The following is an 18,820-nucleotide window of genomic DNA, read 5'->3' on the forward strand; positions in this document are numbered from 1 at the left end:
TTGCCCACCGATGAGCACCGTCAGTGTCGTGATCCCGTGCTACAAGTACGGCCATTTCCTCGCCGACTGCGTCAGCAGCGTCCTGGACGAGCAGGACGGCGTCGACGTCCGGGTGCTCATCATCGACGACGCCTCGCCCGACGACTCGGCGGAGGCCGCGCTCAAACTCGCCGCCTCCGACCCCCGTATCGAGGTCCTCGTCCACGAGACCAACAAGGGCCACATCGCCACCTACAACGAGGGCCTGCTGGAATGGGCCGACGGCGACTACGTCGCCCTCCTGTCGGCCGACGACCGGCTGGTCCCGGGCTCACTCGTACGGGCCGCCGCCCTCCTGGACGCCCACCCCGAGGCGGGGTTCGCCTACGGACGGCCGCTGCGCTTCCAGCACGGCGGCCCCCTGCCGCGGGCCCGCACCCGCTCCACCGGCTCGGTCGTCTACCCCGGGCAGTGGTGGCTGGAGCGCCGGTTCCGCGAGGGCACCGGCTGCATCACCTCGCCCGAGGTCGTGGTCCGTACCAGCCTGCAGCGCACGGTCGGCGGCTACGACCCGGCCCTGCCCCACGCCGGCGACATCGAGATGTGGATGCGGCTCGCCGCCCACGCCGACGTCGGCTACGTACGCGGCGCCGACCAGGCGTTCTACCGCGTCCACGGCAAGAACATGTCCACCACCGACTTCGGCGGCCAGCTCGACGACCTGCGCCAGCGCCTGGTCGCCTTCGACTCGGTGCTCGCCAAGTGCGGCGACCGGCTGCCGCACGCCGACCGGCTGGCCGACCAGGTCCACACCCGGCTCGCCCGGTTCGCCCTGCGCCGCGCCTACCGGGCCTACGACCGGGGGCGTACCGAGGTCGTCCCGGTCGACGACTGCGTGGCGTTCGCCGCGGAGTGCCTGCCGGACTACGCGGCGCTGCCGGAGTACCGGGCGCTGCGGCTCCGGCGGCGGATCGGCCCGAAGGCGATGCCCTACCTGCAGCCGCTGGTGTGGTCGGCCGTCGCCGAGCGCGGCCGGGAGGCGCTGTGGTGGGAGTCCTGGAAGCGCCGCGGCATCTGATGGACCACCGGCACCACTCAGTCGGCCACCGCCACCGCACCGGCGTGGCGACCGGGGGACACCGTCCGGCGGCCCATCAGGTACCGGTCGAGCCACAACGCGCCGAGGACACCGGCCGCCGCGCCCAGCAGGGCCGTGCCCGCCAGACCCCGGCTCCGGTCGCCCTGGACCTCGGCGGCGCTCGGCGCGACCAGCACGGCGGCGGTGATCCGCGCTCCGGCGGAGACGCCCTGCGCGGTCTGCAACCGCTCGACGTGCTCGGTGTAGACGTCGACGATCCGGCGGACCGCCGTCACCGCGGCGTCCGCACCGGACGCCTGCGACTGCACCTGCAAGGAAGGGATCAGATAGCGGGGCGTCGCGCTGGTGCCGCTGTTGCGGGGGATGAGATGGTAGGTCCCCCGCACGCCCGCCGCCCGCAACTCCCGTGCCCCCGCGGGGGACTGCAGCTGCTCGACGATCCCGTACGAGACCAGGGCCAGCGGCGGCTGCAGATTGGTGAGCTGGTTGGGCTGGTTCCGGGTCACCGGCGGCTTGAGGACGACCACCGCCGAGCCGGTGAACTGCGGGGCGGGGCGCACCACCCGGTACGCGCCGGCCGCCGTCAGCAACAGCGCGAGCACCACGACGTACCAGCGGCGCAGCAGCGCGTCGGCGACGTTCCCGGGCGACATAGGAGATCCTTCCGTCACCCCCGATACTGGCAGGACACACGGCTGGATGCCACCGAATGGGGGGATGGTTCGTGAGCCTTGGTGAGATATGGGCCATTCTGCGCAGACGTTGGTACTTCATGGTGCCCTTCACGCTGCTCAGTCTGCTCGGCGGCGGCTATCTGTACGTCACCGTGCCCGTCTCCTACCAGTCGCAGAGCTCCGTCGCCCTGCTGGACTCCTCGGCCGTCGCACGTCTCGCCCCCACCTTCGGCAACCCCATCTCGAACGCAGGCGGTTCGCTCATCGTCACCGCCGACGTGCTGATCCGCACCCTCGAATCGAGCGACGCCGCCAAGGAGTTGCGCGGCCGGGGCGTCACCGATCCGTACACGGCCGGCTTCGCCCCGGCCAGCGACAGCCCCCTGCTCGTGCTCAGCGTCACCGGCACCGACCGCGAGAAGGTGCTCGCGGAGACCAACACCCTGACCACCTTCGCCGGTGAGCAGCTGAAGGCCCTGCAGTCCGCCGACAAGGTGCCGACCCCCTACCGTGTGCAGACCACGCCCGTCGTGCTGCCGCAGACCCCGGTGGCGAAGTCGAAGAGCCGCTACCAGGACATCGCGGCCGTCGTCATCCTCGGCGTGGTCAGCGCGTTCCTGCTGTCGATCCTGATGGAGGGCGTCTCGGTCGTGCGCCGCCGCCGGCGCGCCGGCCCGGGCGCCGCCGCGCCGAAGAAGGAGCCCCGCGCCCCCAGACGGCTGCGCGCGGGCGCGCTGAGCAGGCGCGTCGACGCCACCGCGATCCTCACCGTCTACCTGGTGCTGGCCTTCTTCGTCCCGTCCAACCTGGCGCTGCCCGCGCTCGGCGGCGTCGGCACCCCGGCCAACGTGTTCGCCCTGCTCGGACTGCTGTGGTACCTCGCGACCTGGCTCGGCGGCCGCATCCTCCCGGCGCCGGGGACCCGGCTCGTCCGGATCGCCATGTGCGTGCTGGGCACGGCCGTCCTCATGGCGTACATCGCCGACTCGATGCGCGAGAGCTCGCACCAGGAGGTCCTCGGGGCCGACCGCGGACTCATCGGATTCCTGGTGTGGGTGTCCCTGGTCGTCCTCACCTCGGCCGGGGTGCAGGAACGCGGCCGGCTCGACGTCCTGATGCGCCGCCTCGTGGTGATGGGGACCGTCGTCGCCGCGATCGGCTACTACGACTTCTTCTCGGCCACCAACATCGCCGACTCCATCCACATCCCCGGACTGCAGACCAGCGTCGCCCAGGTCACCGCCATGGACCGCGGCTCCTTCACCCGTCCCCGGTCCACCACCGCCCAGCCGCTGGAGTTCGGCGGCATGCTCGCGATCCTGGTGCCGTTCGCCGTCCAGCAGGCGTTCGACCCGGTGCGCCGCCACCTCCACGTCCTGCGCCGCTGGGGGCCGGTCGTCCTCATGGCCGGCGCGCTGCCGCTGACCGTGTCCAGGACCTCGATCATCGGCATGCTGCTGATCGCCCTGGTGATGGTGCCCCGCTGGAAGCCCCGGCGCCGCTGGGCCGCGCTCGGCCTGATGACGGCGTCGGTGGCCGGCTTCAAGGTGCTCATCCCCGGGCTGATCGGCACCATCACCGAACTGTTCGCGTCGTTCCTGTCCAACTCCGACAGCAGCACCCAGGCCCGCACCGTCAAGTACAGCGCGATCGTGCCCTACCTGAAGGAACACCCCCTGTTCGGGCGCGGCTTCGGCACCTTCACACCGGACCTGTACTTCTTCACGGACAACCAGTACATGCTGACCCTCGCCGAGATGGGAGTGCTCGGGGCGGTCGCCCTGCTCGTGCTGTTCATCACCGGCATCCACCAGGGCGGCTCCATCCGGCGCCTCGCCCGCACCGAGTCCGACCGCGAACTGGGCCAGGCCTTCTTCGCCTCGTCCCTGGTCGCCCTCGTCATCAGCGCCACCTTCGACTCGCTCAGCTTCCCCATGTTCGCCGGCATGTTCTTCCTGGTCCTGGGGGCGGGAGGCAGCTATCTGAGCTTCGTCCGGCGCGAGGCGGCTGCCGCTGCCGCCGCCCCGGTGCCCGGCAAGTCCCCCGACACCCCGTCGCCCCAACTCGCGGAGATCCGATGAGCCCCGTCGCAGTCGTCGTCGTCACCTGGAACAGCGCCGCGGTGCTCCCCGGGTTCCTCGCCGCCCTCCCGGACGGCATGGCCGGCCTCGACTGGCGGCTCGTCGTCGCCGACAACGACTCGGCCGACGACACCGTGGAGGTCCTGCGCGCCCTCGCGCCCGACACCACCGTCGTGCAGACCGGCCGCAACGCCGGATACGCGGCGGGCATCAACGCCGCACTCGACGCCGCCGGCGAATGGGACGGCGGCTACGGAACCGTGCTCGTCTGCAACCCGGACATCCGTATGCGGCAGGGCTGCGCCAAGCGGCTCGTCGACCGGCTCGACGGCGAGGTGGGGATCGCCGTACCCCTCCTGTACGAGGAGGGCCGCGAGGCGCCGCTGTACTCGCTGCGCCGTGAGTCCACGGTGGCCCGGGCGCTCGGGGAGGCGATCATCGGCAACCGGCGGGCCGGACGCTTCCCGCGGCTGAGCGAACTGGTCACCGATCCCGCCGCCTACGCCGGCCCGACCCGCCCGGACTGGGCGACCGGCGCGCTCATGGCCCTCTCGGTGGACTGCCTGGCCGCCTGCGGTCCCTGGGACGAGTCCTTCTTCCTGTACTCCGAGGAGACCGAGTACTGCCTCCGCGCCCGGGACCTGGGCTACCGCACACAGCTGGAGCCGACCGCTCAAGCCGTGCACCTGGGCGGCGAATCCCGGGTGTCGCCCCGGCTGTGGACCCTGCTCACGCTCAACCGGGTGCGCCTGTACGGGCGTCGGCACGGCGCCCTCGCGACCGGGTGCTTCCGGGCGGCCGTGTTCCTGCGCGAGGCGTCGCGTGCCGCGCTCGGCAGGGAGGCCAGCCGTGCGGCGGCGGCCGCCCTGCTCCGGCCGGGCGCACTGCGGCCCCCGCGGGAGCGTGAGGCCGGGCCGGGCGCCGCTCAGCCGGACCAGGTCGTGTAGAAGCTCTCGGGGTTGACCAGGTACCGCACGGTGGCGTGCGGTACGTGGCACACGCGGTGGCCGCGGCTGTACCGGTGGACGAGTTCCCAGTCCTCGCGCGGCAGCACCTCCGGCGTCCGCCGCAGCCGGCTGAACCGCAGGCCCCGGGTGCGGCGCGCGACGAACGCGTTGGTGTCGAGGAACGACTCCCGGGCGGCCCGGCGGCGGTCGAACGGCACGGACAGCACGTCCCGTTCGGTCCCGTCCGGCAGGACACGGCGCAGCGCGGTGTACACACCGTCCGGCCCGCCGGGGGCCTCCAGCACCGCCAGCGCCCGCTCCAGGTGATCGGGTTCCCACAGGTTGTCGTCGTCCAGGAAGGCCACGTACCGCGAGCGGGTGAGGCGGATGCCCACGTTGCGCACGACACCGGCCACACCGGTGTTCCGCGCCAGCGACACGGCGAACAGCCGCGGGTCGTCCGGGAGTTCGGTCAGCCCGGCGCCGTCGTCCACGACCACCACGACCTGGTCGCGCACCGTCTGGCCGAGTGCCGAGCGGACGGCGGCCCGCAGTTGGTCGGGGCGGCGGTGGGTGGCGATGACGGTGGCGACGAGGGCGGCCGGCGCCTCGGCGGTGCCGGCCGCGAGCCGGCGGGTCTCGGCGGTCTCCAGCCGGCGCAGCCGCAGCGCGGTCGGGGCGAGGAGGACCTTGTTGCGGAGCTCGAACAGGACGAGCCAGCCGAAGGCGCGCTTCAGCAGTTCCCAGGGGGCGCGGGCGATCCGTCGCATGTTCCTCTTCCTCAGCCGGCCGGCGCGGGGGTGACCGGGGTGCCGTCGGTGAACCGGTTGCCGCGCCAGACGTTGCCGGAGCCGTCGGCGTTCCAGGCGGTGACCGCTCCGTAGCCGCCGCCGTTGCGGTGGTACCGGGTGGAGAAGACGTTGTTCGTGACCGTGATCCCGGTCGCGTCCTTGCCGCCCCCGTAGAGGGTGTACGCGCCCCCGGCCAGCAGATTGCCGTCCACGACGGTGTTGGAGACGGGGCCGGTGTCGGAGAACAGTCCGATGCTCGCCGAGGCCCCCTGGCCGACGGCGACGGGATTGAGCAGGGTGTTGTGCCGGATGATCAGCCTGCCCTTGTTGCTGCCGCCGCTGATCACCGCGTCCGTGTGCTGCCACTCGCCGCCCGCGTTGCGGAACGGCACGAGGTCGTGGACGTAGTTGTCGTGGATGTGGCCCTGGCCCATGGACAGGGCGTTGCCGAACACGGAGATGTCGCACCAGCCGACCTCGACGGCGCTGGTGCTCATGTTGGAGACGGCGTAGTCCACCCCGCCGTTGTCGGGGCCCTTGCCGGGTACGGCGGTGATGGTGCTGTGGAGGACCTTCAGCCCCCGGTACCCGGGGCGCAGGTTGATCCCCCACCAGTTGGCGGAGGTGATCCTGGTGTCGACGATCGTCACGTCGTTCGCGTAGATGTCGAGGGAGCCGGTGATGTCCCAGCCCTTGATGACGGTTCCGTCGGTCCGGATGGCCATGTCGCCCGTGTCGTGCGGTGTCAGGGGGACACGGGGGCCGGTGGTGTTGGCGTCGGGAAAGCCCGCTTCGCGTCCCGTGCCGCTCGGCGGGTGCGCCGTCCCGGCCCTGCCGGGGCCGGAGGCGGCTCCCTTGCCGTCCTCGGCGGGGCCGCCGCCACCGGAACAGGCGGCGCACAGCGCGAGCAGCAGGACGGTGAGCAGGCGGCGGAGCACCCTCATACGGTCTCCACCGCCCGGGAGCCCAGCAGGAACCGGCGGCTTGGCAGGACGCACACCACGTAGCAGGCGAGGGCGGCGGTGCCGACGAGGACCAGGGCCGGTGCGCTGTCGCCGAGGATGCGCCGCGCGGCGAGCAGCACCACGGCCATCACGGCTCCCCCGAGCAGCGGCCAGGCGCAGGCCCGGGCGATGGTGCCGAACCCGATCCCGGCCCGGCCGAGGGCGTAGAGGAACGCCGGTACGACGAGTCCGGCGGCGACCAGCACATGGCCCTGGGAGACGCCGACCATGCCGTTCAGGTGCGCGCCGGCGACCAGGACGGGGACGAGGGCGACGAGCCAGAGCGCCTGGACCAGGATGAGGGAGCGGCGCTGTCCGGCGGCGACGAGGCAGTCGTAGGCCAGTTCACAGCCGATGCGGACCAGGCCGAGGGCCATCAGCCAGGGCAGCGCCGCCGCCGCGGGCACCCAGGTGCTGCCGTAGACGAGGTGGACGACCGGTGCGGCGAGGCCGCCGAGCAGCACGCACAGCGGCACGGTGCCGGTGACCAGGACGCCCAGCGCGCGGCCGAAGCCCTCGGCGAGGGCCTGCGGGGAGCCGGCCAGGCGGGAGAAGCCGGCGAAGGAGACACGGCGGGCGGCCTCGCTGATGATGCGCACGGGCCACCCGGACATGTTGAACGCCAGGACGTAGAAACCGAGCGACACCTGGCCGAGGGACGAGCCGACGATCATGGTGTCCACGTTGACGACGGCGAGGGCGAGAAGGCTCGCGCCGGCCAGCGGAAGCCCGAACCCCAGCAGTGCGCGGGCCTGTTGAGGGTCCCAGCCGAACCGCAGGGTGCCGGGGGCGGCCAGGGCGCAGCCGATCAGCGCGGCGACGTTGCCCGCGACCGCGCCGCACGCGAAGCTCATCGCGCCCCAGCCGGCGAAGGCCAGCACCAGGGTCACGGCGGTACTGAGGACGAAGTTGAGCGCGTCGATGACCATCCGCTTGCCCTGGGCGAACTCCCTGGTGAGGAAGTTGGCCGGGACCTGGGCCACACCGTCGATCACCAGGCACAGACACATCACCCGCAGAACGCCCGTGGCCTCGGGGGAGTCGAGCAGGCCGGCGACGGCCGGTGCCGAGACGAAGATGGCCGCGTACAGCAGGGCGCTGGAGGCGGCTCCCAGGGTGAGCACGGTGGGCGCGAAGCGGCGGGGGTCGCCGTCCCAGCGGACGATGGCCAGCCCGACGCCCAGCTCGTTGGCGGACAGCAGGACCAGGAGGACGGTCTGGGCGATGCCGTAGACGCCCCACTCCGCCGGTCCGAGGGCGAACCGCGCCAGGAGGATACCGGTGGCGAAGTTGCCCAGGCGCATGACCACGGTGTTGATCAGGCTCCAGCGGGCCGCGGAACGGACCTTTCCGCCGAGGGACGGGGGAGGGGACGGTGGTGGAGGCTCGGGCGGCGCGGGGGCGCCGCTCCTCTCAGAGGGGTCGCTGTCCGGTGTGCGAACGCTGTCCATGCGACGACTCCTCGTCCAGCGGCTCGGCGGCGGGCGCCGCGGCCATGACGGGCCGCCCGGCCCTCGGCTCGGCGGCGGGCCGGTTCTCGGCGGACCGCGCCCAGCTGGGCTGTGTCCGCAGGGCGATGGTCTGTTCGGCGGCCGGTTCCCCGGCCGCACGGTCGGGGAGGTGGCCGGCCCGGCGGTGTCGCTCCCGGCCGGACCCGCGGTCTCGCTGCCGTCCGGGCCGGCGGTCCCGTCCGGCTGCGCAGCGGCCGTGCGTGACCGCCGGCGTGCCTCGACGTAGAACGTGGCGAGCAGGCTCAGGACCAGACCCAGGCCCCCGGCCATGATCAGGTACTCGAGCCGGGTCTTGGTCTGCGCCACCGGGTTCTGCGGGGGCACGATGGTCGTCATGCGGATCATGGCCTTCGGGGCCACCGACTGCTGCTTCTGGAACTGGTTCAGCCGTTCCTTGGCATAGGCGGTCAGGATGCGGTCCGAGGCCAGCACGGCGGCCTTGTCCGTGCCGGTGACGGTGAGCCACATCAACGGCCCCTGGGCGTTGTCGGCGAGCTTGGCCTCGAACGTGCCCTTCGCCCCACGGGACTTGAGCTCCCGCAGGGAGATGTCGGAGTTGAGGTTGCGGGCCAGGCTGTCGGCCATGCCGGTGAGCGAGGTCTGGGTGCTGAGGAAGGGGTTGCCGTCGTAGGCCACCGTGGCCTTCTGCGAGTTCAGCAGTACCACCGTGCTCTGCGACTGGTAGGTGACGGGGACCACCAGGGCCACGGCCACGGTCAGGCACGCGGTCAGCAGCAGCCCGGGCAGCAGTACGTACCAGCGCCTGCGCATGACACGGAAGATCTCAGCGAGATCCATGGCGGTCCCCCCTAGCGACCCGACGTCCAACGAGCATAGGTTGCAGGCGGATCATATGGGGAACGGTCGATCGGTGGGCCTCGGCCGGGTGCCCGCCGTCCCTCCCTCCAGCAGCACGTCGGCGATGCGGTCGCTCGCGCGGCCGTCCCACAGCTCGGGCCGGCGCGCGGCTGGCGGATCGTCCAGCACCCGGTTCACGGTGGCCACGATGCGCGCCGGGTCGCGGCCGGCCAGCACATTGGTGCCCTCCTCGACGGTGATGGGCCGCTCGGTGTTGTCCCGCAGGGTCACACACGGCACCCCCAGCGCCGTGGTCTCCTCCTGCACGCCTCCCGAGTCGGTCAGCACGAGGCGGGCGGAGTCCTGCAGGGCGATGAAGTCGAGGTATCCGGCGGGCGGTACGAGCGTGATGCCCCCCGGTACGCCGATCTCGGCCAGCCGTTCGGCCGCACGCGGGTGCACGGGCAGCACGAGCGGGCAGCGGCCGGCGATCTCGCCGAGGGCCTTCAGCAGTCCGGCGAGGACCTCGGGGTCGTCCACGTTGGCCGGGCGGTGCAGGGTCACCAGGCCGTACTCGCCCCTGGCCAGGGCGTACCGGCCGAGCACGTCGGACGCCCGGGCCCGGTCGAGGTTGGCCAGCAGTGTGTCGATCATGACGTTGCCGACCAGGTGGATCTGGTCCTCCCGGTACCCCTCCGCGCGCAGGTTCTCGGTGGCGTCGGGCGAGGGGGCCAGCAGGTAGTCGCTGACCCGGTCGGTGGCGACGCGGTTGACCTCCTCGGGCATACTCCAGTCGCGGCTGCGCAGGCCCGCCTCGACGTGCGCCAGCAGCGGTCCGGCCTTGGCCGTGACCAGGGCGCAGGCCAGCGTGGAGTTGATGTCGCCGACCACCACGACGATGTCCGGGGACACCTCGCCGAGCAGCGGTTCGAACGCGGTCATCACGCGTCCGGTCTGCTCGGCGTGGGTACCGGAGCCGACTCCGAGGAAGCGGTCGGGCGGACGGATGCCGAGGTCGGCGAAGAACACGTCGTTCATCGCCGGGTCGTAGTGCTGGCCGGTGTGGACGAGGATCACCTCGGCGCCCCGGCTCTCCAGGGCGTCCATCACCGGTTTGATCTTCATGTAGTTGGGGCGGGCCCCGGCGACGCAGACGACACGCGGCATGGCTCAGAGCACCTCGATCGTGGGTCCGGGCGACAGCCGCCGGCGGCAGTCGAGGACGAAGGGGGCGTGTTCGGCGATGACGCCGTAGTCGAAGCTGTCGTGGTCGGTGAGCAGGACCACCACGTCGGCGGCCGCCAGCTCCTCGGCGGTCGGCTCCACCCGCACCAGACGGGTGTCCACCGGCAGGCTCTCGACGACGTGCGGGTCCGCCGCCTTCACCTGCGCGCCCATGTCGAGCAGCAGCTGGGAGATGCGCAGGGCGGGCGACTCCCGGGCGTCACCGGTGTTCTTCTTGTACGCCAGACCCAGCAGCAGGATGTTCGAGCCGTTCACGGAACGGCGTCTTTCGTTGAACAACTCGCCGATGCGCCGCGCCACGTACTCCGGCATGTGGTTGTTGATGTCGTTGGCCAGCTCCACGAAGCGGAAGCTCTGGCCGAGTTCGCGCTGCACCCGCCAGGACAGGTACGACGGGTCGATGGGCAGGCAGTGGCCGCCGACCCCCGGCCCGGGCGTGAACTTCATGAAGCCGAAGGGCTTGGTGGAGGCGGCGTCGATGGCCTGCCAGACGTCGATGTCCAGGTGGTGGGCGAACATCGCGATCTCGTTGACCAGCGCGATGTTCACATGCCGGAAGGTGTTCTCCAGCAGCTTGGCGAGCTCGGCCTCCTTGGGCGATCCCACGGGCACCGTGGTGTCGACGAGCTGCGCGTAGAACCCCCTGACCGCCGTCAGCGACTGCTCGTTGACGCCCGAGACGACCTTCGGAGTCTCCTGGAACCCCCAGACGGCGTTGCCGGGGTCGATCCGCTCCGGGCTGTACCCGAGATGGAAGTCGGTGCCCGCCGTGAGCCCCGAGCCGTCCTCCAGGATGGGGGCGAACAGCTCCTGCGTGGTGCCCGGGTAGGTGGTCGACTCCAGGACCACGGTGGCCCCGGGGCGCAGGTAGCGGGCGAGGGTGGCCCCCGACTCCCTGATGTAGCGCAGGTCGGGGGTCCCCTCGTGCAGCGGGGTCGGCACGGTCACGACGGCCACGTCGAAACCGGCGCAGTCACGGGCCGAGTCGCTCGCGCGGTAGACACCCGCGTCCAGTGCCGCGCGGATCCGCTCGGAGGAGACGTCCTCGACGAAGGACTCACCGGCGGCGAGGCTCTTGACCCGGCGGGAGTCGACGTCGTAGCCGACCACGTCGTGTCCGACCTCGGCGGCGCGGATGGCCAGCGGCAGGCCCACGTAACCCTGTCCAACCACTACTACGCGCATCAGTGACTCCTGTTCGCGGGAGCGGGCGACGCGGCGGCCCGGAAGTACTCGCGCGCCGTCATGAGAAGGAAGGCGGCATTGGTGGTGACGTAGCGCCGGCCCAGCCGGCGCGGCTCCTGGAGCGCGCGGTAGAGCCACTCCATGCCCCACCGCTGCCAGGCCTCGGGGGCCCGCTTGGTGACCCCGGCGAGGATGTCGAAGGAGCCGCCGACGCCGTGCACGATGCGGGCGCCGGTGCGCTCGCCGTGGGCCGCGGTGAAGATCTCCTTCTTCGGCGAGGTCATGCCGAGGAACAGCATGTGGGCGCCGCTGCGGGCGATGCCGTCCGCGATCGACTCCTGCTCGGAGTCGTCGAAGTAGCCGTTGCGGCTGCCGGCCACCTTCAGATCGGGGAAGCGGTCGGCCACCCGCAGCAGCATCCGCTCCAGCACGTCCTGCTTGGCGCCGAGGAAGTACACGGACATGCCCGCGGACTCCGCCTCGCCCAGCAGCCGCAGGAACAGGTCGATGCCGGCGACCCGCTCCGGCAGCGGGGCGCGCAGCACCCGGCCGGCCCAGACGACGGCCTGTCCGTCGGCGAGGACGAGGTCGCAGCCCGCCACGGCCCGCGCGAGCCGCTGGTCCCGCCGCATGTTCACCAGCTTCGCGGCGTTGACCACGCCTATCTCGAGCTTCCTGCCGTCCCGGACGGCCTCGAGACACCGCTCCACGGTCTCGTCCATGGTCAGCGGGTCCAGCTCGACCCCGAACAGCGACTGACGCGCCCTCATATCCGGCCCCCCTGCCAGGCATGGAGCATCCAGCCGAACTCGTACGGCCGGCACTCGCGGTCCACGGAGACGGGGCGGAACACCCGGTCCAGGGTCTTCAGCCGCAGGCCGGGCGCGACCCGGGTGCCGAGGCCCCGGGCGGCGCGTACGGCCTTCTTCGGATCGCCCCGGTAGACCTTGCGCCAGGTGACGCCGAGCTCGTCGAGGATCAACGGCTCCGGGTGTTCGGCCAGTTCGGGCACCTCGGTCATCCAGCGCAGGCCCTTGCGGACCGCCGCGCCGAAGTCGCTGCCCCCGGCGTCGGTGAGGTCGAGCAGCGCGGTCGGCGCCATCGCGTGCTGGTGGACGCTGTAGACCGGGTAGCCCTCCACGACACCGCCGGTGCGCGCGTCGTAGTGCCACCACCACTGGCCGCCGTCGCCCTGCAGTGCGCAGATGCGCGCGGCGCACGCCTCGGCCGCGGCCAGTGCCTCCGGGTCGCCGCCGTGGCCGCTCGCGTGCAGGCGGGCCAGCGCCTGCAACGGGTAGGTCTGGTCGGCGAAGCAGCTCACGTGCGCCCGGTACCAGGGCACCAGGCCGGGGCCGGTGGCGTGCGGGAAGAGCGGGCCGTTCCCCGCCCGGGCGCGCAGCAGCCGGTCGCGGGCCGCGATGAGCCGGTCCTCCACGTCCGCCGCTTCCCGCGCCGCCGCGAGGGCGGACAGCACCCAGGCCGCCTCGACGGTGTACTGCGGCCGGCCCGCCTCGTCCAGGGCGTCCACCCGAGCCAGTGCGTCGGAGAGTTTGGGGTGCGCGGTGTCGGCGGCGGCCCAGGCGATGAGCGCCGCGTCCCCGAGGTTGGTCACCGTGGGCAGCGACTCGATCAGCAGGCCCGCGAACTCCTGGGCGGTACGCCCGCCGAGCACCGCGCGCTGGCGGTCCTCGGGCAGGAACCGGGCACCGAGCACGGTGATGGCCGCGTACCGGACGCTGGTTCCGCGCCGTTGCAGGGTCCAGGTGCTGTCGGGCGCCTCCCGCCCGGCCATGGTGAAGGCGAAGCCCTCACCGCCGTCGAGGAGCATCGAGGGCAGTCCCGACTCGGCGAGCGCGAGCAGTCGTCGGGTGAGCGAGAGCAGTGGCGGATCCTCGCTGCCGAGCGCCGCCAGACGTGTGTTGGTCATCCTTCGCACACACCAACCCCCCTGTGGGTCCTGTGCTTGCACAGACTCATGAACGCCGCGGCGCGCAGGCCGAGCGGCGGAAGAAGAAAGACGTCAGGCGACGGAGCGGTGCCCGCTCCTCGCTTCAGGCACAGGTGTCCTCACCCGGTAACCCCCCCTGGGCACCACTGACTTGTGGCCTCACTGTGCCCGGTCTGCACAGTTCGAACACATGTTATGCCTGCCGATGTTCAAGGATCGGCGTTTTGGGCAAATCGGCGTCAGGCTCGCTCGACGAGCTCGCCGTCCTTCTCCTCGTACAGCGCTCCCGTCTCCGGGCACTCCCACCCGCCCGGCACGTCCTCCCGCTCGACCAGGCGCACCCCGGCCCGGCCCACCCAGCCGATGCGGCGGGCCGGCACGCCCGCCACGAGCGCGAAGTCCGGCACGTCCCGGGTGACCACGGCGCCCGCCGCGACCAGCGCCCAGCGGCCGACGCGCACCGGCGCCACGCACACCGAACGGGCTCCCAGCGACGCCCCCTCGCCGACCACGACCGCCACGGCCTCCCAGTCGTCCCCGCGCTTCAGCCGGCCCTGCGGGTCGACCGACCGCGGGAAGTAGTCGTTGGTGAGGACCGCGGCGGGCCCGACGAACGCCCCGTCACCGAGCACCGCCGGCTCGTAGACCAGGGCGTAGTTCTGGAGCTTCACGTTGTCGCCGATCCGCACCCCCGGGCCCACGTACGCTCCCCGGCCCACGATGCACCCGGTGCCCAGCCGGGCGTCCTCGCGTATCTGGGCCAGATCCCAGACCGTCGTCCCGTCACCGACCGTGGCCCTCTCGTCGACCTGGGCGGTCGGCTGGATTCTGTTGCTCACCTGGCTGCACCTCTCTTCTTCTCGAGCAGAGCGGGAAAGGCCGCCGCCAGCGCCTCCTGCCAGGGGCGGATCGGTTCCACACCGGCACGGCGCCAGCGGTCGTGCCCCAGGACGCTGTACGCGGGGCGGGGCGCGGGCCGGGCGAAGGCGGCGCTGTTCGTCGGCCGGACACGTCCGGGGTCGCTGCCGAGCAGCCGGTAGATCTCCCGGGTCAGCCCGAACCAGGTCGTCTCCCCGCCGCTGGTGCCGTGGTACACACCGGCGGGCGCGGTGTCGGCCAGGGCGGCCCGGCCGAGTCGCACCAGCCGGTCCGCGAGGTCCACCGTCCAGGTGGGCTGCCCGCGCTGGTCGTCGACCACGTCGACGGTGTCCCGGGCCGCCTCCAGGCCGATCATCGTGTCGACGAAGTTCCCGCCCCCCGCGCCGTACAGCCAGGCCGTGCGCACGACGTACCCGGTCTCCGGGAGCGCCGCCAGCACGGCCCGTTCCCCCGCCAGTTTGGTACGTCCGTACGCGCTGCGCGGTGCCGTCGGCGCGTCCTCGGGGTAGGGGCTGGTGCCGTCGCCCGCGAACACGTAGTCCGTCGACACCTGGAGCAGTCCGGCACCCGCCTTCTCGCAGGCCTCGGCGAGGTTGCGGGGACCGTCACCGTTGACCCGCAGCGCGTCCGCCTCGCGCGCCTCGGCGTCGTCCACGGCCGTCCACGCCGCGCAGTTGACCACGATCCGGGGCCGGTGCGCGGCGACCGCGTCGTGCACGGCGTCGGGGTCGGTGATGTCGAGACCGCCGCTGCCCAGGCCGACGGCCTCCTCGCCGTCCCGGCCGAGCCGCGCCAGAACGTCCTGCCCGAGCATCCCCGTCGCACCGGTGATCAGCCAAGTGGTGGTCATGGTTCCCTGTTCGTCGTCGGAAGGGGACCGGGGACGGCGATGGCCACCGCCCCCGGCCGTGGAACTAGAGCGCGGCGCGCTCCTTCAGCGGCTCCCACCAGGCGCGGTTCTCGCGGTACCAGGCGACGGTCTCCGCGAGGCCGGTGGCGAAGTCCTTGCGCGGCTCGTACCCCAGCTCCGTCCGCAGCTTGCCGCAGTCCACCGAGTAGCGGCGGTCGTGGCCCTTGCGGTCGGTGACGTACTCGACACTGCTCCAGTCCGCGCCGCAGGCCTCCAGCAACAGCTCGGTCAGCTCCTTGTTGGACAGCTCGGTGCCGCCGCCGACGTTGTAGACCTCGCCCGCGCGCCCCCGGGTACGCACCAGCTCGACGGCCTGTACGTGGTCGTCGATGTGCAGCCAGTCGCGGACGTTGCCGCCGTCGCCGTACAGCGGGACCTTCCTGCCGTCCAGCAGGTTGGTGATGAACAGCGGGATGACCTTCTCGGGGAAGTGGTGGTGCCCGTAGTTGTTGGAGCAGCGGGTCACCCGCACGTCGAGCCCGTGGGTGCGCTGGTAGGACAGGGCCAGCAGATCGCTGGACGCCTTGGAGGCGGAGTAGGGGGAGTTGGGGCTCAGCGGGTCCGTCTCCGGCCAGGAGCCGGACTCGATGGAGCCGTACACCTCGTCGGTGGAGATGTGCACGAAGGTCCGCGGCGCGTGGCGCAGCGCCGCGTCCAGCAGGGTCTGGGTGCCGAGCACGTTGGTCCGGACGAACTCGGCGGCCCCCAGGATCGAACGGTCCACGTGTGACTCGGCGGCGAAGTGCACCACCTGGTCGTGCGTGGCGAGGAGCCCGTCGACCAGTTCCGCGTCGCAGATGTCGCCCTTGACGAAGGCGAATCCCGGGTGGTCGCGCACCTCGTCGAGGTTGGCCGGATTTCCCGCGTACGTGAGCTTGTCCAGCACCGTGACCGTCACGTCACCGGGGCCGGCGGGGCCGAGGAGCGTACGGACGTAGTGCGAGCCGATGAAGCCGGCACCGCCGGTCACCAGGATGTTCGTCGTCATGAGGAGATCTGCACCTTGCTGTGGTCGCCGAGGACGAGACGGTGGGCGGCCGGCTTGCGGGGCGCCGGGGTGACCTCGACGTTGCGGCCGATGAGGGAGGCCTCCACGCGGCGTACACCGCTCACGGAGGAGTCGCGCAGCACGATCGAGTACTCGATCTCACTGTCCTCGATCCTGCAGTCCGCGGCGATCGAGGTGAAGGGGCCGACGTAGGAGTCGACGATGACGGTGTTCGCGCCGATGACCACCGGACCGACGATCCGGCTGCCGGTCACCTTCGCGCCGCGCTCGACGACCACCCGGCCGATGATCTCGCTGTCGTCGTCGATCGTGCCGTCGATACGGCGCTCGACGGTCTCCAGCACCGAGCGGTTGACCTCGAGCATGTCGGTGACGTTCCCGGTGTCCTTCCAGTACCCGGAGATCGTCGTGGAGCGCACGTCACGGCCGGTGTCGATCAGCCACTGGATGGCGTGCGTGATCTCCAACTCGCCGCGCCAGGACGGCTCGATCGCGCGCACGGCCTCGTGGACGGCCGGCGTGAAGAGGTAGACGCCGACCAGCGCCAGCTCGCTCTTGGGATGCCGGGGCTTCTCCTCCAGACCGACGACCCGGCCGGCCGCGTTCAGCTCGGCCACCCCGAACGCGGTCGGGTTCGGCACCTTCGTCAGCAGGATCTGCGCCTCCGGCCGCTCGGCGCGGAAGGCGGTCACCAGATCCGTGATGCCGCCGACGACGAAGTTGTCGCCGAGGTACATCACGAAGTCGTCGTCGCCCAGGAACTCACGGGCGATCAGGACCGCGTGGGCCAGACCGAGGGGGGCCTCCTGCGGGATGTAGGTGACGTCGAGGCCGAACGCGCCGCCGTCGCCGACCGCCTCCCGGATCTCCTCGGCCGTGTCGCCGACGATGATCCCGACCTCGGTGATCCCGGCCTCGGCGATCGCCTCCAGGCCGTAGAACAGCACCGGCTTGTTCGCGACCGGTACGAGCTGTTTCGCCGAGGTATGGGTTATAGGGCGCAAACGGGTACCGGAGCCACCAGACAACAAAAGTGCCTTCATGGGCAGCACCATACTTTCGCGGGACATGCCGACGGGAGGATTCCGCACACCGTCGGCATGCCCGCCGCCCGTTCAGCCGTCGTCGCGTACGGCGGCCAGGCCGTTGAAGACGCCGACGTAGGCGGTGCCGTCCGGGCCGAGTGTGATCGGTGCCCAGTTGTTGTCGTAACCGGCGCCCGTGCCGACGAGCTGCTTCCACCGGGTGCGTCCCGTGCGGAAGTCGACGGCGGTCAGGTACCAGGCGTCGATGCCCAGGGGGTCGGGGTCCTTCGTGTAGAGGTAGAGGAGCCCGTTGCCGGTGGACAGCTTCGGCACGACGGACGGCGACCGCTCGGCGCTCTCCCAGACCGTGTCGCAGCCGCTGCCGTCGGGGCGGACGTCGATCCGGGTGACCCCGCCGACCACGCTCCGTCCGAAGGTGAGCGAGGTGACGTTCCCGTAGCCGTAGTTGTTCTCGACCACCAGGCTGTCGCCCCAGCTGATCAGGGAGTTGTCCGTGGTGGACGCGCCGGAGCGGAACACGGGGACCTCGCACACCGGCCGCCGGTCGGCGGTTACGCCGGCACCGCGCCGGTAGACGAGGACGTGCATGCGGTCGTCGGCGTTGTCGGTGATCGCGACGTACCTGCCGCCGTCGCCGAAGATGTCCGGCGTGGTGCCCGAGCCCTGGTTCACCGAGCCGGGTTTGGTGCCGGTGCCCCGGTCGTAGGTCTGCCGCCACACCACCGCGGGGGTCCCGTCCGCCGCGGCGGTGAACTCGTACAGCGCGTGGTCGGAGACGATCGAGACCCCGTCGGCGGCGACGGAGAAGGAGTTCTGGATCTCCTCCCCGTCCAGCCGGATCGAGCGGACCCTCCCGCTGCCCGGATCGACCGTGCCGACGCGGCCCTGCCGGGTGACCCACCAGATCCGGCCCCGCCAGTCCGGCATGACGGAGGTGACCGGGTCGCACGTTCCGGTGGGGTACAGGTTCGTCCAGGTCACACAGTCGTGGGGCACCCGTGCGGTGAGGTCCCAGTCGTCGGTGACGGTGAACTCCCAGTCGCCGTCCGGCTGCTGCCGGTGCGCGAGGCGGACGATGTGCTGGCGGGAGTCGGCGAGCACCAGCCGGTCCTGGTCGTCGAGGTAGGAGTAGGCGCCGCCGGAGGTGTCCTTGAAGATCCGGGAGAAGTCCAGCCGGGTGATCGCCTCCACGGTGGAGGGCCGCTGCGGCAGCCTGTACTCGGCCAGCGTCGCGAGGGTACGCGGGTCGAGCAGTTTCACCAGGAACCCGGTGAACGTCCCGCAGACGGTGACGATCCGGCCCGCCCGGTCGAAGGTCACGTTGGCGCACTCGCCGCCCAGCAGCGCCATCCGCTCGCTGTCGGCCCGCGGGTGCGCGCCGAGCGGGCCGGACCAGGGGTAGGTGGCGCTGCCCCAGCCGTCCGCGTGCATCCCGGACCGGCCGTTCGGCGCGAGGTACGGGTGCTGTGGGGGCTGCGCACCGGGCAGTGGACGCGCGACGGCCGGGGCGCCGGTGTAGGCGTCGACCAGGCGGTGGCCGGGCGCCTCGGGTATCGGGTCGGCCTGAGCGGGCACGGGCCCGGCCACGGCCGTACCCGCGACCAGGGCCAGGGCGAGGCCCAGGGCACGGTGGAGTGTCCTGCGGGACATGGGGCTCCTCGGGATGCGGACGACGGGTGGTCGCGCCGCGGTGACCCTAGGAGAGCCCCGCCGA

Annotated in this window: 16 protein-coding genes; 3 read left to right on the plus strand and 13 right to left on the minus strand. The window is 72.0% G+C overall.

Annotated features, from left to right (window positions below):
* Window positions 1–10 precede the first annotated feature (10 nt).
* Window positions 11–1,057 (plus strand): glycosyltransferase family 2 protein, encoded by a 1,047-nt coding sequence (locus N8I86_RS35600; protein ID WP_263279703.1) that lies wholly within the window; start codon window positions 11–13, stop codon window positions 1,055–1,057.
* Between the two features lie 17 nt (window positions 1,058–1,074).
* Here N8I86_RS35600 and N8I86_RS35605 read toward each other — a convergent pair whose 3' ends face one another.
* Complete coding sequence (locus tag N8I86_RS35605) at window positions 1,075–1,731, minus strand: hypothetical protein (RefSeq protein WP_073898069.1); 657 nt, start codon at window positions 1,729–1,731, stop codon at window positions 1,075–1,077.
* A 71-nt stretch (window positions 1,732–1,802) separates the two neighbouring features.
* Here N8I86_RS35605 and N8I86_RS35610 point away from each other — a divergent pair, with 71 nt between their 5' ends.
* A complete protein-coding gene (locus tag N8I86_RS35610; protein WP_123441390.1) occupies window positions 1,803–3,833 on the plus strand; it encodes an O-antigen ligase family protein in 2,031 nt (676 codons plus the stop codon).
* Complete coding sequence (locus N8I86_RS35615) at window positions 3,830–4,780, plus strand: glycosyltransferase family 2 protein (protein ID WP_263279704.1); 951 nt, start codon at window positions 3,830–3,832, stop codon at window positions 4,778–4,780. The genes N8I86_RS35610 and N8I86_RS35615 overlap by 4 nt, the downstream gene beginning before the upstream one ends.
* Here the strand turns inward: N8I86_RS35615 and N8I86_RS35620 are convergent.
* The 12 genes from N8I86_RS35620 to N8I86_RS35675 form a co-directional block, all read right to left on the minus strand.
* Entirely contained in the window at window positions 4,759–5,550 is a 792-nt protein-coding gene (locus N8I86_RS35620; protein ID WP_263279705.1) for a glycosyltransferase family 2 protein, read from the minus strand. The genes N8I86_RS35615 and N8I86_RS35620 overlap by 22 nt on opposite strands.
* An 11-nt stretch (window positions 5,551–5,561) precedes the next feature.
* Window positions 5,562–6,515: a hypothetical protein gene (locus N8I86_RS35625; protein WP_263279706.1), complete on the minus strand. Its 954-nt coding sequence runs from the start codon at window positions 6,513–6,515 to the stop codon at window positions 5,562–5,564.
* Complete coding sequence (locus N8I86_RS35630) at window positions 6,512–8,884, minus strand: oligosaccharide flippase family protein (RefSeq protein ID WP_263279707.1); 2,373 nt, start codon at window positions 8,882–8,884, stop codon at window positions 6,512–6,514. Before N8I86_RS35630 ends, N8I86_RS35625 begins: the two co-directional genes overlap by 4 nt.
* Window positions 8,885–8,935: 51 nt before the next feature.
* On the minus strand, window positions 8,936–10,051 hold the full coding sequence (gene wecB / locus N8I86_RS35635) for a non-hydrolyzing UDP-N-acetylglucosamine 2-epimerase (RefSeq protein WP_263279708.1): 1,116 nt from the start codon (window positions 10,049–10,051) through the stop codon (window positions 8,936–8,938).
* Between the two features lie 3 nt (window positions 10,052–10,054).
* On the minus strand, window positions 10,055–11,314 hold the full coding sequence (locus N8I86_RS35640; RefSeq protein ID WP_263279709.1) for a nucleotide sugar dehydrogenase: 1,260 nt from the start codon (window positions 11,312–11,314) through the stop codon (window positions 10,055–10,057).
* Window positions 11,314–12,084 carry a WecB/TagA/CpsF family glycosyltransferase gene (locus N8I86_RS35645; protein WP_263279710.1) on the minus strand — a complete coding sequence of 257 codons (771 nt, stop codon included), beginning with the start codon at window positions 12,082–12,084 and terminating at the stop codon, window positions 11,314–11,316. The genes N8I86_RS35640 and N8I86_RS35645 overlap by 1 nt, the downstream gene beginning before the upstream one ends.
* The gene (locus N8I86_RS35650; protein WP_263279711.1) at window positions 12,081–13,241 is read right to left on the minus strand and encodes a hypothetical protein; all 1,161 of its coding nucleotides are present in this window, start codon (window positions 13,239–13,241) and stop codon (window positions 12,081–12,083) included. Before N8I86_RS35650 ends, N8I86_RS35645 begins: the two co-directional genes overlap by 4 nt.
* Window positions 13,242–13,501: 260 nt before the next feature.
* Window positions 13,502–14,101 (minus strand): acyltransferase, encoded by a 600-nt coding sequence (locus N8I86_RS35655; protein ID WP_073898090.1) that lies wholly within the window; start codon window positions 14,099–14,101, stop codon window positions 13,502–13,504.
* On the minus strand, window positions 14,098–14,991 hold the full coding sequence (gene rfbD, locus N8I86_RS35660) for a dTDP-4-dehydrorhamnose reductase (protein ID WP_263279712.1): 894 nt from the start codon (window positions 14,989–14,991) through the stop codon (window positions 14,098–14,100). Before rfbD ends, N8I86_RS35655 begins: the two co-directional genes overlap by 4 nt.
* Window positions 14,992–15,055: 64 nt before the next feature.
* Window positions 15,056–16,039: a dTDP-glucose 4,6-dehydratase gene (gene rfbB / locus N8I86_RS35665; RefSeq protein ID WP_073898094.1), complete on the minus strand. Its 984-nt coding sequence runs from the start codon at window positions 16,037–16,039 to the stop codon at window positions 15,056–15,058.
* Entirely contained in the window at window positions 16,036–17,103 is a 1,068-nt protein-coding gene (locus tag N8I86_RS35670; RefSeq protein WP_073899039.1) for a glucose-1-phosphate thymidylyltransferase, read from the minus strand. Before N8I86_RS35670 ends, rfbB begins: the two co-directional genes overlap by 4 nt.
* 72 nt (window positions 17,104–17,175) lie before the next feature.
* Window positions 17,176–18,756, minus strand: coding sequence for a hypothetical protein (locus N8I86_RS35675; RefSeq protein WP_073898096.1), 1,581 nt, complete (start codon window positions 18,754–18,756; stop codon window positions 17,176–17,178).
* Window positions 18,757–18,820 lie beyond the last annotated feature (64 nt).

The sequence above is a fragment of the Streptomyces albidicamelliae genome, from assembly GCF_025642175.1.
GTDB classification, from domain to species: Bacteria; Actinomycetota; Actinomycetes; order Streptomycetales; family Streptomycetaceae; genus Streptomyces; species Streptomyces albidocamelliae.

Excerpts from the sequence above, each read along its gene's own strand:
- N8I86_RS35645 (WP_263279710.1), bottom strand. The coding sequence starts at position 12,084 with ATGAGGGCGCGTCAGTCGCTGTTCGGGGTCGAGCTGGACCCGCTGACC.
- N8I86_RS35640 (WP_263279709.1), bottom strand. The coding sequence starts at position 11,314 with ATGCGCGTAGTAGTGGTTGGACAGGGTTACGTGGGCCTGCCGCTGGCC.
- rfbB (WP_073898094.1), bottom strand. The coding sequence starts at position 16,039 with ATGACGACGAACATCCTGGTGACCGGCGGTGCCGGCTTCATCGGCTCG.
- N8I86_RS35625 (WP_263279706.1), bottom strand. The coding sequence starts at position 6,515 with ATGAGGGTGCTCCGCCGCCTGCTCACCGTCCTGCTGCTCGCGCTGTGC.
- N8I86_RS35600 (WP_263279703.1), top strand. The coding sequence starts at position 11 with ATGAGCACCGTCAGTGTCGTGATCCCGTGCTACAAGTACGGCCATTTC.
- N8I86_RS35630 (WP_263279707.1), bottom strand. The coding sequence starts at position 8,884 with ATGGATCTCGCTGAGATCTTCCGTGTCATGCGCAGGCGCTGGTACGTA.
- N8I86_RS35675 (WP_073898096.1), bottom strand. The coding sequence starts at position 18,756 with ATGTCCCGCAGGACACTCCACCGTGCCCTGGGCCTCGCCCTGGCCCTG.
- rfbD (WP_263279712.1), bottom strand. The coding sequence starts at position 14,991 with ATGACCACCACTTGGCTGATCACCGGTGCGACGGGGATGCTCGGGCAG.
- N8I86_RS35650 (WP_263279711.1), bottom strand. The coding sequence starts at position 13,241 with ATGACCAACACACGTCTGGCGGCGCTCGGCAGCGAGGATCCGCCACTG.
- wecB (WP_263279708.1), bottom strand. The coding sequence starts at position 10,051 with ATGCCGCGTGTCGTCTGCGTCGCCGGGGCCCGCCCCAACTACATGAAG.
- N8I86_RS35620 (WP_263279705.1), bottom strand. The coding sequence starts at position 5,550 with ATGCGACGGATCGCCCGCGCCCCCTGGGAACTGCTGAAGCGCGCCTTC.
- N8I86_RS35670 (WP_073899039.1), bottom strand. The coding sequence starts at position 17,103 with ATGAAGGCACTTTTGTTGTCTGGTGGCTCCGGTACCCGTTTGCGCCCT.
- N8I86_RS35605 (WP_073898069.1), bottom strand. The coding sequence starts at position 1,731 with ATGTCGCCCGGGAACGTCGCCGACGCGCTGCTGCGCCGCTGGTACGTC.
- N8I86_RS35615 (WP_263279704.1), top strand. The coding sequence starts at position 3,830 with ATGAGCCCCGTCGCAGTCGTCGTCGTCACCTGGAACAGCGCCGCGGTG.